The 15757-nt window shown below is 37.8% G+C and carries 15 protein-coding genes and 1 other annotated feature; all 15 genes read left to right on the forward strand.

Translation table 11 applies throughout. The features are described 5' to 3' along the window. The first annotated feature begins 234 nt into the window (after positions 1–234). The 15 genes from LRP84_RS16870 to LRP84_RS16940 all read left to right on the forward strand — a co-directional run bounded on the left by LRP84_RS16870 (position 235) and on the right by LRP84_RS16940 (position 15738). Entirely contained in the window at positions 235–696 is a 462-nt protein-coding gene (locus tag LRP84_RS16870; protein ID WP_230576150.1) for a CtsR family transcriptional regulator, read from the forward strand. A 101-nt stretch (positions 697–797) separates the two neighbouring features. Then, on the forward strand, positions 798–1355 hold the full coding sequence (gene mcsA / locus LRP84_RS16875) for a protein-arginine kinase activator protein McsA (RefSeq protein ID WP_230576151.1): 558 nt from the start codon (positions 798–800) through the stop codon (positions 1353–1355). Positions 1356–1359: 4 nt separating this feature from the next. Continuing rightward, positions 1360–2433: a protein-arginine kinase McsB gene (gene mcsB, locus LRP84_RS16880; RefSeq protein ID WP_230576152.1), complete on the forward strand. Its 1074-nt coding sequence runs from the start codon at positions 1360–1362 to the stop codon at positions 2431–2433. A 13-nt stretch (positions 2434–2446) separates the two neighbouring features. Next, positions 2447–4882, forward strand: a complete 2436-nt coding sequence (gene clpC, locus LRP84_RS16885) for an ATP-dependent protease ATP-binding subunit ClpC (RefSeq protein ID WP_230576189.1) — start codon at positions 2447–2449, stop codon at positions 4880–4882. Positions 4883–4981: 99 nt separating this feature from the next. After that, positions 4982–6358 carry a DNA repair protein RadA gene (gene radA, locus LRP84_RS16890; RefSeq protein ID WP_230576153.1) on the forward strand — a complete coding sequence of 459 codons (1377 nt, stop codon included), beginning with the start codon at positions 4982–4984 and terminating at the stop codon, positions 6356–6358. Positions 6359–6361: 3 nt separating this feature from the next. Next, a complete protein-coding gene (gene disA, locus LRP84_RS16895; protein WP_098309978.1) occupies positions 6362–7435 on the forward strand; it encodes a DNA integrity scanning diadenylate cyclase DisA in 1074 nt (357 codons plus the stop codon). Between the two features lie 161 nt (positions 7436–7596). Beyond that, the gene (locus tag LRP84_RS16900; RefSeq protein ID WP_230576154.1) at positions 7597–8697 is read left to right on the forward strand and encodes a PIN/TRAM domain-containing protein; all 1101 of its coding nucleotides are present in this window, start codon (positions 7597–7599) and stop codon (positions 8695–8697) included. Between the two features lie 16 nt (positions 8698–8713). Beyond that, complete coding sequence (gene ispD, locus LRP84_RS16905; protein ID WP_230576190.1) at positions 8714–9397, forward strand: 2-C-methyl-D-erythritol 4-phosphate cytidylyltransferase; 684 nt, start codon at positions 8714–8716, stop codon at positions 9395–9397. A gap of 134 nt (positions 9398–9531) precedes the next feature. Beyond that, on the forward strand, positions 9532–10008 hold the full coding sequence (gene ispF, locus LRP84_RS16910) for a 2-C-methyl-D-erythritol 2,4-cyclodiphosphate synthase (RefSeq protein ID WP_230576155.1): 477 nt from the start codon (positions 9532–9534) through the stop codon (positions 10006–10008). Positions 10009–10097: 89 nt separating this feature from the next. Continuing rightward, entirely contained in the window at positions 10098–11555 is a 1458-nt protein-coding gene (gltX, locus tag LRP84_RS16915) for a glutamate--tRNA ligase (RefSeq protein WP_230576156.1), read from the forward strand. Positions 11556–11603: 48 nt separating this feature from the next. Continuing rightward, positions 11604–11852, forward strand: a binding site (T-box leader). 177 nt (positions 11853–12029) lie between these two features. Further along, a complete protein-coding gene (cysE, locus tag LRP84_RS16920) occupies positions 12030–12695 on the forward strand; it encodes a serine O-acetyltransferase (protein ID WP_230576157.1) in 666 nt (221 codons plus the stop codon). Beyond that, positions 12676–14073, forward strand: coding sequence for a cysteine--tRNA ligase (gene cysS / locus LRP84_RS16925; protein ID WP_230576158.1), 1398 nt, complete (start codon positions 12676–12678; stop codon positions 14071–14073). The genes cysE and cysS overlap by 20 nt, the downstream gene beginning before the upstream one ends. A gap of 2 nt (positions 14074–14075) precedes the next feature. Next, on the forward strand, positions 14076–14477 hold the full coding sequence (locus tag LRP84_RS16930; protein ID WP_230576159.1) for a Mini-ribonuclease 3: 402 nt from the start codon (positions 14076–14078) through the stop codon (positions 14475–14477). Between the two features lie 2 nt (positions 14478–14479). Beyond that, positions 14480–15223 carry a 23S rRNA (guanosine(2251)-2'-O)-methyltransferase RlmB gene (gene rlmB, locus LRP84_RS16935; RefSeq protein WP_230576160.1) on the forward strand — a complete coding sequence of 248 codons (744 nt, stop codon included), beginning with the start codon at positions 14480–14482 and terminating at the stop codon, positions 15221–15223. 2 nt (positions 15224–15225) lie between these two features. After that, a complete protein-coding gene (locus LRP84_RS16940) occupies positions 15226–15738 on the forward strand; it encodes an NYN domain-containing protein (protein WP_098309986.1) in 513 nt (170 codons plus the stop codon). The last annotated feature ends 19 nt before the right edge of the window (positions 15739–15757 follow it).

A 15757-nucleotide genomic window follows, 5' to 3' on the forward strand; every position in this document is an offset into this window, starting at 1 on the left:
CTGTGAGAGTAGGACGTTGCCAGGCAAACGAAAGACGAGTCATTGGACTCGTCTTTTTTTGTGTTCTTTTTTATATAGGAAACTTTATATTCTTTATTCATAAAATAAAGAACGGTTGATTAAATGAGAGAAAATATGGATAGGATAGAGATGGAAGCAAAAGAGTTGCAAAATTTTTTAATACGTATATAATTAAAGTCAAAGATAGTCAAAGTCAATAAAGGTGGAGGATAAATGAGAAATATATCTGATATTATTGAACAATATCTAAAGCAAGTTATTGACTTAAGTAATAATAATGCAATTGAAATTAAAAGAAATGAAATTGCTGATAAGTTTGATTGTGTGCCATCTCAAATTAACTATGTTATTAATACTCGTTTTACACTAGAAAGAGGATTCATAGTAGAAAGCAAACGAGGTGGCGGAGGTTATATTCGCATTATAAAAGTCAAATTGCATGATGATATAGACATTATTAACCAAATGTTACAAATGATTCAGTATAGCATTGCTCAATCAAGCGCTGAAAGTATAATAAGGCGTTTAGCAGAAGAAGGTATTGTTACCAGTAGGGAAGCAAAGCTTATGTTTAGTGTGTTAGATCGATCTGTTTTACTAACAGATTTACCATTTCGAGATGAATTACGAGCACGTATGCTTCGAGCGATGCTTAGAACATTGAAGTATAAGTAAAGTGAAACTTCTCTTAGGAATGCTTTGTCTCTTAAGGATTAATTGAACGAATAAGGTTGTAAATTAATAATTCTTTCCTATTGTAAAGGTGGGGAAATACGTTGATTTGTCAAAACTGTAGTTCACGATCAGCAACGCTACATTTCACAAAAGCAATCAATGGAAAAAAGACGGAGATTCATCTTTGCGAGCAATGTGCCCAAGAAAATGGATATACGTCTTTCTTTCAATCAAATAAGTCTAATAAGTCTAGTTTGTCATTTCATAATTTATTAGCAGGGCTACTACATGTTGAGCAACCTGCATCTGAGAAAGAAACAAATAATGTTTCGAATGTGCAGCCGTTGCAATGTCCGAAATGTAATATGACATATCCGCAATTTGCAAAGATCGGAAGGTTTGGTTGTTCGTCTTGCTATGAAACATTTAAAGAACAATTACAACCAATGCTAAAGCGGCTTCATGGTGGGCATACAAAGCATCACGGAAAAATTCCTAACCGTATAGGAGGAAATATTCATCTAAAAAAAGAATTAGATGAGTTAAAACTAAAATTGCAGGAGTGCATACAACAAGAAGAGTTTGAACAGGCTGCTGAAGTACGAGATAAAATTCGCAGCATAGAAAATCAGCTTCGTGAGCATAGAGAGGGGGAATAATTCTATGTCACTCGATCGTATTATGAACGAAGCAATTAGTCCATGGATGAGGGAAGACGGTCCTGATTCCGATATTGTTTTAAGCAGTCGTGTTCGATTGGCTCGGAATTTACGAGATTATCAGTTCCCGACTATGTTAACAAATAAGGAAGCGGAGCAAATGATTCATGTATTTCAAGAAAAATTTGCCAATCAAACAGTTGCACCTTTCGGGGTACTTGAACTTTTACAAATGAATAGGATTCAACCTTTGCAGCGCAGAGTATTGGTAGAAAAGCACCTTGTAAGTCCGGATTTAGTGGGAACAGAATATGGTGCTTGTTTATTATCTGAGAATGAACAAATAAGTATTATGCTTAATGAGGAAGATCATATTCGGATTCAATGTTTATTTCCGGGATTACAATTATCAGAAGCGTTGCATAGTGCAAATCGAATTGATGATTGGATAGAAAGTCAGGTTGAATATGCATTTGATGAACAAGTTGGTTATATAACGAGCTGTCCTACAAATATAGGAACAGGTTTACGAGCCTCAGTGATGATACATTTGCCAGCTCTCGTTTTAACAGGACAAATGAACCGTATCGTTCAAGCAATTAATCAACTTGGTTTAGTTGTGAGAGGGATATATGGTGAAGGTAGCGAAGTGTTAGGGAATATATTTCAACTTTCTAATCAAATGACATTGGGGAAACCTGAAGAAGATATTGTAGAAGATTTAAAGAGTGTTGTTCAGCAACTCATTCAACAAGAACGAACAGCAAGAGAATCAATTATGAAAAATTCAAGTATTGAGCTTGAAGATAAGGTGTATCGTTCTTATGGTGTATTAGCGAATAGCCGTTTAATTGAATCTGCTGAGGCAGCAACGTGTTTATCGGATGTTCGACTTGGTATTGATCTTGGGTATATCGAAAATATATCTAGGAATATTTTAACAGAGTTAATGGTACTTACACAGCCTGGAATCTTGCAGCAATATGCTGGAGGCCCCTTACAACCTGATGAAAGAGATTATCGCAGAGCAGCACTTATTCGTGAAAGATTACGAATTGAACAAAATCGAGCGAAGTAGGAGTGTGATTCATATGATGTTTGGAAGATTTACAGAGCGAGCACAAAAGGTATTAGCGTTATCCCAAGAAGAAGCAATTCGTATTGGTCATAATAATATCGGCACGGAGCATATTTTACTCGGCCTTGTACGCGAAGGAGAAGGGATTGCTGCAAAAGCATTGGTCGCACTTGGATTAAGCCCAGAGAAAGTTCAAAAAGAAGTAGAAGCACTAATTGGGCGCGGCACGGAAATGTCCCAAACGGTTCACTACACACCGCGTGCAAAAAAAGTAATAGAGCTATCAATGGATGAAGCGCGTAAACTTGGTCATTCTTACGTGGGAACAGAGCATATTTTACTTGGGCTTATTCGTGAAGGAGAAGGCGTTGCGGCCCGTGTTTTAAATAATTTAGGTGTAAGTTTAAATAAAGCGCGTCAACAAGTACTGCAGCTTCTTGGTAGTAACGAGACGGCTTCGGGTCATCAAGGTGGTGGTTCGGCTAATGCAAATACACCGACGCTTGATAGTTTAGCTCGCGATTTAACAGCTGTAGCACGTGAAGGGCGTTTAGATCCAGTAATTGGTCGTAGCAAAGAGATTCAACGTGTAATTGAAGTATTAAGTAGAAGAACAAAAAATAATCCTGTGTTAATTGGAGAACCTGGTGTTGGTAAAACAGCAATTGCTGAAGGGCTAGCACAACAAATTGTAAACAACGAAGTTCCAGAGACTTTACGCGATAAGCGTGTTATGACATTAGATATGGGGACTGTAGTTGCTGGTACGAAATATCGCGGTGAGTTTGAAGACCGTTTAAAGAAAGTCATGGATGAAATTCGTCAAGCTGGTAATATTATTCTATTCATTGATGAGCTTCATACATTAATTGGTGCGGGCGGTGCAGAAGGGGCGATTGACGCATCGAATATTTTAAAGCCATCATTAGCGCGCGGGGAACTACAATGTATTGGGGCGACAACGCTAGATGAGTATCGTAAATATATTGAAAAAGATGCGGCATTAGAGCGACGTTTTCAACCGATTCACGTTGATGAACCAAGCTTAGAAGAATCGATTCAAATTTTAAAAGGATTACGTGACCGTTATGAAGCACATCACCGTGTTTCTATCTCAGACGATGCAATTGACGCCGCTGTAAAATTATCTGATCGTTACATTACGGATCGTTTCTTACCTGATAAAGCGATTGACTTAATTGATGAAGCAGCTTCAAAAGTTCGTTTACGTTCTTATACAACACCACCAAATTTAAAAGAACTTGAATCTAAGCTAGAAGAAGTAAGAAAAGAAAAAGATGCGGCAGTACAAAGTCAAGAATTTGAGAAAGCAGCTTCTTTACGTGATATGGAGCAGCGCCTACGTGAAAAATTAGAAGATACGAAGCGTCAATGGAAAGAGCAACAAGGTAAAGAGAATTCGGAAGTAATAGTAGAGGATATTGCAAATGTTGTTTCAACGTGGACGCGTATTCCGGTTTCTAAGCTAGCTCAAACAGAAACAGACAAACTATTGAACTTAGAAAATATTTTACATGATCGTTTAATTGGTCAAGATGAAGCAGTTGTTGCAGTTGCAAAAGCAGTTCGCCGCGCAAGAGCAGGTTTAAAAGATCCAAAGCGTCCAATCGGTTCTTTTATTTTCTTAGGACCAACTGGTGTTGGTAAAACGGAACTTGCACGCGCATTAGCAGAATCTATGTTTGGTGACGAAGATGCAATGATTCGTATTGATATGTCGGAGTACATGGAGAAACACTCTACTTCTCGTTTAGTTGGTTCTCCTCCAGGATATGTTGGATATGAAGAAGGCGGCCAGTTAACAGAAAAGGTTCGTCGCAAACCATACTCTGTTGTCTTACTTGACGAGGTGGAAAAGGCGCATCCAGATGTATTCAATATTTTACTGCAAGTGCTAGAAGATGGTCGTTTAACAGATTCAAAAGGTCGTACAGTTGATTTCCGTAATACAATTGTTATTATGACTTCTAACGTAGGTGCAGATGCATTAAAACGAAACAAACATCTTGGATTTAATGTACAAGATGAAAGTCGTGATTATGCAGATATGAAGGGTAAAGTAATGGATGAGTTGAAAAAAGCATTCCGCCCTGAGTTTTTAAACCGTATTGACGAAATTATTGTTTTCCATACATTAGAGAAGAAACATATTAAAGAAATTGTTACACTTATGGTAGAACAATTGGTCAAACGTTTAAAAGAACAAGACATTGAGTTAGAGTTAACGGATGCAGCAATTGAAGCGATTGCGGATAAGGGATTTGACCCAGAGTATGGTGCTCGTCCACTACGCCGTGCAATTCAAAAACATGTAGAAGATCGATTATCAGAGGAACTTCTTAAAGGGGTTATTGAGAAAGGTCAAAAAGTTGTTTTTGATGCAGAAGGAGAATCATTTGTCATTCGTAGTGCAGAAAAGGTAAAATAAGTATAGACAAACAAAGGGGGGCTAAACAATAGCCCTCTTTCTTGTACAAAAAGGAAATATTTTTGTTTCATATGAAAGCGAAGTGAAGTGTAAAAAACGATGGCTAAAAAGAAAACGAAATTTACATGTCAAGAATGTGGTTATCAGTCACCAAAGTATATGGGGAAGTGTCCGGGGTGCGGACAATGGAATACACTGGTGGAAGAGATGGAACCAGTTGTATCATCACGCCGTCTGAACTATGCAAGTGCAATCCAAACTGAATTAACGAAGCCTCGCCGCCTGAAAGATGTGGAAACGAAAACAGAGGCGCGTATTGAAACGAATTTTCAAGAATTTAACCGGGTGCTTGGTGGTGGAATTGTAGATGGTTCTCTCGTGCTCATAGGGGGAGATCCTGGTATTGGAAAATCAACATTATTACTGCAAATATCATCACAACTAGCAGATCGTGCTTATGATGTTTTATACATATCAGGTGAGGAATCTGCAAAACAAATTAAACTTAGGGCAGATCGTCTTCATGTAAATGGAGATAATTTATTTGTTGTATCAGAAACAGATTTACAACGAATCGCAGCATATATAGATGAAATGAATCCATCATTTGTAGTAATTGATTCTATTCAAACCATTCATTTACCGGAAGTAACTTCAGCGCCAGGAAGTGTAGCGCAAGTACGTGAATGTACAGCAGAACTTATGAAGCTTGCAAAAACGAAAGGAATCCCTATTTTTATTGTAGGGCATGTAACGAAAGAAGGAGCTATAGCTGGTCCACGTATGTTAGAGCATATGGTGGATGCCGTTCTTTATTTTGAAGGAGATCGTCATCATACATATCGAATTTTACGAGCGGTAAAAAACCGTTTTGGTTCAACCAATGAGATGGGGATTTTTGAAATGAAGGAGCTTGGCCTTTCAGAGGTGTTAAATCCTTCTGAAATTTTTCTAGAAGAAAGACCTGTGGGTGCTGCCGGTTCAACGGTTGTTGCTTCTATGGAAGGAACAAGGCCTGTTTTAGTAGAAATACAAGCATTAATTTCTCCTACAAGTTTCGGGAATCCAAGAAGAATGGCAACAGGAATTGATCATAACCGTGTTTCTCTTATTATGGCGGTACTAGAAAAAAGAGCAGGGTTATTGCTCCAAAACCAAGATGCTTATTTAAAAGTTGCTGGGGGAATTAAATTAGATGAACCAGCAGTTGATTTGGCAGTTGCTTTAAGTATCGCATCAAGTTTTCGTGATAAACCGACTTTTCCGGGTGATGCAGTCATTGGTGAAGTTGGTTTAACGGGAGAAGTTCGCCGTGTTTCTCGTATTGAACAGCGAGTGCAAGAAGCAGCAAAATTAGGATTTCAGCGTGTTATTATCCCAAGGAAGAATTTGGGTGGATGGACGATTCCAGAAGGTATTGAAGTAGTTGGAGTATCGAATATAGGAGAGGCTCTTCGATTTGCACTAGGAGGATAAGATATGGAAGAAAACAAGCAACGTTCCAAAAGTATTATTAATATTTTACAGCTTGTTGCACCAGGGACACCGCTAAGAGAAGGAATTGATAATGTGCTCCGTGCGCAAACAGGTGGCCTTATTGTACTCGGATACAACGAGCAAATTAAAAGTATTGTTGATGGAGGATTTCATATTAATTGTGCTTTTTCTCCTGCTAGTCTATACGAACTAGCAAAAATGGATGGTGCTCTTATTTTAAATGAAACGGGAAGTAAAATTTTAATCGCTAATGGACAGTTAGTACCTGATTCATCTATCGACTCTATTGAAACAGGTATGCGCCACCGAACAGCAGAGAGAGTGGCGAAGCAAACGGGTAGTCTTGTTGTTGCTATTTCACAAAGACGAAATGTAATTACGTTATATCAAGGAAACTTACGTTATACATTAAAAGATATTGGGGTTATTTTAACAAAGGCAAACCAAGCGATCCAAACATTAGAAAAATATAAAGCTGTATGGAATGAGGGCATAACGAACCTTGGTATTTTAGAGTTTGAAGAAGTGGTTACAATGTCTGAAGTTGTGCATGTACTACATAGTGTTGAAATGATGCTACGGATTAAAAATGAAATCTACAGTTACATTCATGAATTAGGAACAGAAGGAAGACTTATTCGTTTACAATTGACAGAATTGCTTGCTGACGTGGAAGCAGAGGCTGCATTATTAATTAAAGACTACTATCATGAAAAAACACAAGAGCACTATCAAGTTTTAAAAAAATTACAAGAGCTTGCGAATGCACAACTTCTAGAAGATAGCGATTTAGTGAAATTACTTGGATATTCCGGACAAATGAAATTAGAAGAAAGCATTACACCAAGAGGTTATCGGATCGCGAGTAAAATTTCTAGAGTTCCACCTCTTATTATTGAGAACTTAATTAATCGTTTTAAGAACTTACAAGGAATTTGCCGTGCAACAATTGCTGATTTGGATGATGTGGAAGGAATTGGAGAAGTACGGGCGAAAAAGATACGAGAGGGTTTAAAACGAATTCAAGAACACTTGTATATGAGCAGACACAATTAAGAATATTACATTGATTTCACAATATAGCGAAACTCAAAGATTTTTCATATATGATATGATATATTGGTAAATAAAACAAATTATAAAAAAAACACGTCCACTTTTGCACTCGACGTTTTGAGTGACGAAGTAATGGTTAATAATGAGTAGGAGGTGGTTGAATGTTAAAACGAATCGTACAGCTTTTCTTTTTAGTTATTGGAGGAGCATTGGGAATTTTTCTTATTCCAAAAGTAATCGATATGTTGGATATAGGTGCAGTTCCTTGGCTTGAAGGTTCTTATATTCGTGCAATTATTGGTGCAATCATTTTATTTTTAACAACATTTTGGCTTGTAGATTATATTGTTCAGCTTATTAAACATATTGAGGAAGCGCTTGTAAAAGCACCTGTTACAGATGTGTTATTTGGAACATTAGGATTAATCTCAGGACTAATTGTTGCGTATTTGATCTTGATTCCGATTCGCGAATTTACCATTCAGGTCATTAGTACAGTATTGCAAATCTTTTTCACGCTATTACTTGGTTACTTAGGGTTCCAAGTAGGGTTTAAAAAGAGGAACGAATTGTTAGGGTTGTTTACATTGCCGCAACGCGGAGGAAAGAAAAAAAATACGAACAATGAAAATGAGGAAGTAGAAACGCTAACTGCTGGTTGGAAAATATTGGATACTAGTGTTATTATTGATGGGCGTATTGCGGATATTTGCCAAACAAAATTTTTGGAAGGCACAATTGTCATTCCGCAATTTGTGTTAGAAGAACTACAGCATATTGCTGATTCTTCGGATGCATTAAAGCGTAATCGCGGACGAAGAGGTTTGGATATTTTAAATCGTATTCAAAAAGAGTTATCTATTCCAGTAGAAATTTATGAAGGTGATTTTGAAGATATTCAAGAAGTCGATAGTAAGCTTGTGAAGTTAGCGAAGTTAACAGGTGGCACTGTTGTTACGAATGATTTTAACTTAAATAAAGTTTCCGAATTGCAAGGTGTGACAGTTTTAAATATTAATGATTTAGCAAATGCCATTAAGCCTGTTGTACTTCCGGGTGAAGAGTTAAGCGTATACGTTGTGAAGGATGGAAAAGAGCAGAATCAAGGTGTTGCTTATTTGGACGACGGTACAATGATCGTAGTCGAAGATGGTAGAGAGCATGTTGGTTCCCAACTTGATGTACTTGTTACAAGTGTACTGCAAACATCTGCGGGCCGTATGATCTTTGCTAAGCGTAAGTTATTAGAGAAAGCGTTATAAGTAGAGGACTGCGATGATATATACATTAATTATTCCTGCAGCAGGACAAGGTAAGCGTATGGGAGCGGATAAAAATAAATTATTTTTACAAATAGATTCTGTTCCCATTATTATTCATACATTACGAGCTTTTGAAAAAGATGAACAATGTAAACAGATTATTTTAGCGATTAATGAGAGAGAGCGTTCTTACTTTGAAGAACTTCTCCAAACTTATCATATTCAAAAAGACGTTCAACTTATCCAAGGTGGAAGTGAGCGCCAGGATAGTGTATACAATGCTCTTATGTATGTAAGAGATGTAGAGTATGTACTTGTCCACGACGGGGCGCGTCCCTTTGTAACGAAAAAGATGATTGAAGATGTATTGCAAATGGCGAAAGAAAAAGGTGCTTCCATTTGTGCGGTACCTGTGAAAGATACAATTAAAAAAGTGATACATGATACTGTTGTTGAAACAGTAGAACGTTCTCAGTTGCAAGCAGTTCAAACGCCGCAAGGATTTCATGTTCCCATTCTGTTAGAGGCACATGAGAGTGCAAAACAAGCGGGTTTTCTCGGAACTGACGATGCTAGTTTGGTGGAACGCCTTCCTAAAGAGGTAGGAGTTGTAGGAGGAAGTTATCACAATATAAAGGTGACAACACCTGAAGATTTAGTGATTGCTGAAAGCTTTCTACGAGTTTTGAAAATACAATAGCAATGTTATAATAGAAAAGCTCGGTAGCTACCGAGCTTTTCTATATATATAGCAGAAACTTCAACAGGCGGAGCTTTTATATGTCCGTAAGAATGATATAAAGTTTACTAGTGTAGTTTGAGGAGGAATTGGAAATGTTTCGAATTGGACAAGGTTTTGATGTACATGCATTTGCAGAAGGAAGACCATTAATTATTGGTGGAATTACAATTCCATATGAAAAAGGATTACTTGGGCACTCTGATGCGGATGTCCTTTTACATACTATTGCTGATGCTTGTTTAGGTGCAATTGCTGCTGGTGACATCGGTAAACACTTTCCAGATACAGATCCTGCATTTAAAGATGCGGATTCAGCTGTGCTTTTGCAGAAAGTATGGGAGTTTGTTATAGAGCAAGGGTATGTACTCGGAAACTTAGATTGTACAATTATTGCCCAAAAACCAAAAATGGCACCACATATTGAAAGTATGCGCAAGAGAATTAGCGAACTATTACAAACGGACATTGAGAATGTTAATGTAAAAGCAACGACGACAGAAAAATTAGGATTTACAGGGCGAGAAGAAGGAATTGCTTCACAGGCTATTGTATTATTACAGAAAAAATAGTTGTTTTTGATTCGTAAGATGGATAATCGTATTTTTTTGGTGTACAATTAAAGAATCTGTTGACATTAAGAATGGAAGGTGTACCAACTATGGAAAAGCAAGTGAGAGTGCGCTATGCGCCAAGTCCAACAGGACACTTACATATCGGAAATGCACGTACGGCATTATTTAACTATTTATTCGCTCGTAGTCAAAACGGTAAATTTATTATCCGTATTGAAGATACAGACGTAAAGCGTAATATTGCTGGCGGCGAAGAAAGCCAATTAACGTATTTAAAATGGCTTGGCATGGACTGGGATGAAAGCATCGACGTTGGTGGTGAATATGGTCCGTACCGTCAAATGGAGCGTTTAGATATTTATAAAAAGTTATATGAAGATTTACTAGAGCGCGGCTTAGCGTATAAGTGCTATATGACAGAAGAAGAGTTAGAAGCAGAACGTGAAGGACAAATCGCTCGTGGTGAAACACCTCGTTATGCGGGTTGTCACCGTGATCTAACAGATGAGCAAGTAAAACAATTCGAGGCAGAAGGACGCATTCCAAGTATTCGTTTCCGTGTACCTGAAAACCGTGAATATGTATTTAATGATCTTGTAAAAGGAGACGTATCTTTCAACTCAAACGATTTCGGCGATTTCGTTATCGTGAAGAAAGATGGCATCCCAACTTACAACTTTGCAGTAGCGGCAGATGATCATTTCATGGAAATCTCACACGTTCTTCGTGGTGATGACCATATTTCTAATACACCAAAACAAATGATGATTTATGAAGCATTTGGTTGGGATATACCACAATTTGGTCATATGACGTTAATTGTGAATGAAAGCCGTAAAAAGTTAAGTAAACGTGATGAATCTATTATTCAATTTATTGAACAATATGAAGCGCTGGGATATCTTCCAGAAGCAATCTTTAACTTTATCGCATTACTAGGTTGGTCACCAGTAGGAGAAGAAGAAATCTTCTCTAAGGATGAGTTTATTGAAATGTTTGATGCAGCTCGTTTATCGAAATCACCGGCATTATTCGATTCTCAAAAATTAAAATGGATGAACAACCAATATATGAAAAAGCAAGACTTAGATTGCGTTGTGGAATTAAGCTTACCGCACTTAGTAAAAGCTGGTCGTGTAAGTGAAAATCCAAGTGAGCAAGAACTAGCTTGGATCCGCGATGTGATTGCTTTATATCATGATCAAATGAGCTTCGGAGCTGAAATTGTTGAGCTATCTGATATGTTCTTTAAAGATCATGTGGATTATGAAGAAGAAGGACAAGAAGTATTAAAAGGCGAACAAGTACCAGAAGTTCTTCATGCGTTTGCGGCAGAGCTAGAAGCATTAGAAGAAGTAGAACCTGCAGCAATTAAGGCAGCAATTAAAGCTGTTCAAAAGCAAACAGGTCAAAAAGGGAAAAATTTATTTATGCCAATTCGCGTTGCGACAACTGGCCAAACACACGGACCAGAACTTCCAAATGCAATTGCGCTTCTTGGAAAAGAAAAAGTTTTAAATCGTGTTCGTAAAGTAATTGGTTAACTTTTTACGGATTTAGAAATATAATAAGAATACTTCAAAATGAAATAAAAGAAAGCGACGAGAAGGAGAAGTAGAAAATCATGCTTTTCACAGAGAAAACCACCATTTGGCTGGAAGTGGTTTAAAAGCAGATTTTTGAAGTGCCCCTTTGAGTCTTCTGCTGAACAACGAATGTATTTCGAGAAACGTCATGATGACGCAAAGTAAGCAGAAGCGGTATAAACCGTTATCATGTTTAAGTTTGAGGCTTCTTTTAGCCTAAACAGAGTGGAACCGCGCTAGTAAGGCGTCTCTGTCTATAGACAGAGACGCCTTTTTCTATACCTACAGGTATGGGGGAGAGTTTTTGGTATAAATAGTCGGAAAAACTTTGTAAGGAAGTAGAAATTAAAAACCTTATTGGTTCAACTCACTATTAGTGGTAAAGAGATCCACTGATGGAAGTTTCACTTTAAACAAAAAGGGGGAACAAAAATGTTTAAGAGGCTTCGGGAGGATATTGAAGTCGTCTTTGAACAGGATCCAGCAGCGAGAAGTTACATCGAAGTGATTTTAACTTACTCTGGATTGCACGCAATTTGGGCGCATCGTATTGCACATGCCTTTTATAAACGAAAGTTTTTCTTTTTTGCTCGTGTTATCTCACAAATGAGTCGTTTTTTTACGGGTATTGAAATTCATCCGGGGGCAACAATTGGTCGTAAGTTTTTTATTGATCATGGCATGGGAGTTGTAATTGGAGAAACGTGTGAAATTGGAGATAACGTGACGATTTATCAAGGTGTTACGTTAGGCGGCACGGGAAAAGAAAAAGGGAAACGTCATCCAACAATTAAAGACAATGTGTTGATTGCGACAGGTGCGAAAGTGCTTGGATCGATTACGGTTGGAGAAAATTCTAAAGTTGGTGCTGGTTCGGTTGTGTTAAAGGAAGTACCTGCACATTCTACAGTTGTAGGTATTCCTGGTCGCGTCGTGATTCAAAATGGGATAAAAGTAGGTCAAGAATTAAATCACTGTGATCTTCCGGATCCGATTTTTGATAAGTTGAAAGCAGTGGAAGAAGAGCTCGAACAATTGAAAAAACAAATGGTAGTAAAAACAGAAAGGACGGATAAAAATGACTATTCACATTTATAATACGTTAACGCGTCAAAAAGAAAAGTTTGTTCCATTAGAAGAAAATAAAGTGAAAATGTATGTATGCGGACCAACCGTATATAACTACATTCATATCGGTAACGCAAGACCGGCAATTGTGTTTGATACAGTGCGCCGTTATATGGAACACCGTGGTTACGATGTGCAATATATATCTAATTTCACGGATGTAGATGATAAGCTGATTAAAGTTGCTAATGAATTAGGAGAAGATGTTCCAACAATTGCAGATCGCTTTGTCAACGCGTATTTTGAAGATGTAACTGCATTAGGTTGCAAACGTGCAACGGTTCATCCTCGTGTAATGGAGAATATGGATATTATCATTGAGTTTATTCAAGAGCTTGTGAATAAGGGATATGCATATGAATCTGAAGGCGATGTGTATTATAAAACGAAAGAATTTAAGGAATACGGTAAACTATCGCATCAACCAATTGTAGATTTGCGTCATGGTGCCCGCATTGAAATTGGTGAAAAGAAACAAGATCCGCTAGACTTCGCATTATGGAAAGCTGCTAAAGAAGGGGAAATTTTCTGGGATAGTCCATGGGGAGAAGGGCGTCCAGGTTGGCATATTGAATGCTCGGCGATGGCACGTAAATATTTAGGTGATACAATTGATATTCATGCTGGTGGACAGGATTTAGCATTTCCGCATCACGAAAATGAAATTGCACAATCAGAAGCGTTGACTGGAAAAGCATTTGCACGTTACTGGATGCATAATGGATATATTAATATTAATAATGAAAAAATGTCTAAATCACTTGGTAACTTTGTCCTAGTTCACGATATTATCAAGCAGTACGATCCACAATTAATTCGTTTCTTTATGTTATCTGTGCACTATCGCCATCCAATTAACTTTAGTGAAGAATTATTACAGCATACAAATAACGGATTAGAGCGCATTGAAACAGCTTATGGTAATTTAAAGCATCGTATGGAAAGTAGTACTGATTTAACGGATCATAATGAGAAATGGTTAGATGAGATGGAGAAATTCCAAGCTGCATTTGAAGCAGCGATGGATGATGACTTTAATACAGCAAATGCAGTAACAGAGTTATATAACTTAGCAAATCATGCAAATCAATATTTATTAGAACAGCATACATCAAAAACAGTGATTGCGGCGTATGTAAAACAGTTTGAAACGCTATTTGGAATTTTAGGATTAGAATTAACGAAAGAAGAATTGCTTGATGAAGAAATTGAAGCACTAATCCAAAAGCGTATTGAGGCTCGTAAAAATCGTGATTTTGCACTATCTGATCAAATTCGCGATGAATTAAAAGATCGTAACATTATTTTAGAAGATACACCACAAGGTACAAGATGGAAAAGAGGCTAAACATGATTGATGCAAAGCAATTAAATAGTTTAGCGTTAGCATATATGGGTGATGCGGTATATGAACAATATATCCGCTATCACCTGCTTCAAAAAGGAACAGTTCGTCCACATCAATTACATCGTTTGGGGACAAGCTTTGTTTCTGCAAAAGCGCAAGCGAAAGTTGTTCATCATTTACTAGAGACAGCATTTCTTACTGAAGAAGAGGAAGCTGTATTAAGAAGAGGACGCAATGCAAAATCAGGTTCTATTCCGAAAAATACAGATGTACAAACATATCGATATAGTACTGCTTTTGAGGCGCTGATTGGATATCATTATTTATTAAATGATCAGACACGAATAGAAGAGATTGTATTTGAAGCAATTCGTGTATTAGAGGATAAGGAAGGAGGCGCGTGAGCGTGAACAGTGAATATATTATTGGACGTAACCCTGTAATTGAAGCATTAAGAGCAGGTCGTGATATTAATAAGATTTGGATTGCAGAAGGTGCTGTGAAAGGGCAAGTGCAAATTGTACTAGCATTAGCGAAAGAAAACAAAATTTTAGTACAGAATTCACCGAAGAAAAAATTAGATCAACTTGTAGAGGGGAATCATCAAGGTGTAATCGCACAAGTGGCAGCATATGAATATGCGGACCTAGAGGATTTATTTGCGTTGGCGGCTAAGCGGAATGAAGACCCATTTTTCTTAATTCTTGATGAGATTGAAGATCCACACAACTTAGGCTCTATTATGCGTACGGCAGATGCAGTAGGAGCCCATGGTATTATTATTCCAAAGCGCAGGGCGGTTGGTTTAACAGCGGCGGTTGCAAAGGCTTCGACAGGAGCGATTGAGTATGTTCCAGTAGCTCGTGTTACAAATTTATCGAGAACGATTGATGAATTAAAAGAGCGCGGGCTTTGGATTGCAGGCACAGACGCAAAAGGGAAAGATGACTACCGTAATTTAGATGGAAAGATGCCAATTGGTTTAGTGATTGGTAGTGAGGGGAAAGGTATGAGCCGTCTTATCGGTGAGAAATGTGACTTCTTGATTCATCTACCAATGGCTGGTAAAGTTACATCCTTAAATGCTTCAGTTGCTGCTAGCTTGTTAATGTATGAAGTGTATCGGAAACGTCACCCAATCGGTGAATAAAAATGAATGATATTTTAATCGTTGACGGTTACAATATTATCGGAGCTTGGGCAGACTTGAAAAAACTACGGGATGTAGACTTACAAGCTTCGCGAGACTCGCTTATTGATAAAATGGCAGATTATCAAGGGTATACAGGCACGAAAGTAATGATTGTTTTTGATGCGTATTCTGTTTATGGAATTGAAAAGAAGATGAAACAAGCGTCTGTAGATGTAATCTTTACAAGGAAAAACCAAACGGCGGATGAAAAAATTGAGCAACTCGCAATTGAGCTGCGCAATATTAATACACGTATTTATGTTGCGACGTCTGATTACACAGAGCAGTGGGCCATTTTTGGGCAGGGTGCTCTGCGTAAATCGGCGCGTGAGTTAGAGATAGAAGTTCAGGCGATGGAACGAAGAGTACGTCATGAAACGAAGAAAACGAAAGAAGAACAACCGGCAATGCGGACGATATTTAGTGAAGAAGTTACAGAAAAATTAGAAAAATTAAGACGAGGAGGGCGTTGAAACATTGACGCTCTTCAAG

The sequence above is a fragment of the Bacillus rhizoplanae genome (assembly GCF_917563915.1).
Lineage (GTDB): Bacteria > Bacillota > Bacilli > Bacillales > Bacillaceae_G > Bacillus_A > Bacillus_A rhizoplanae.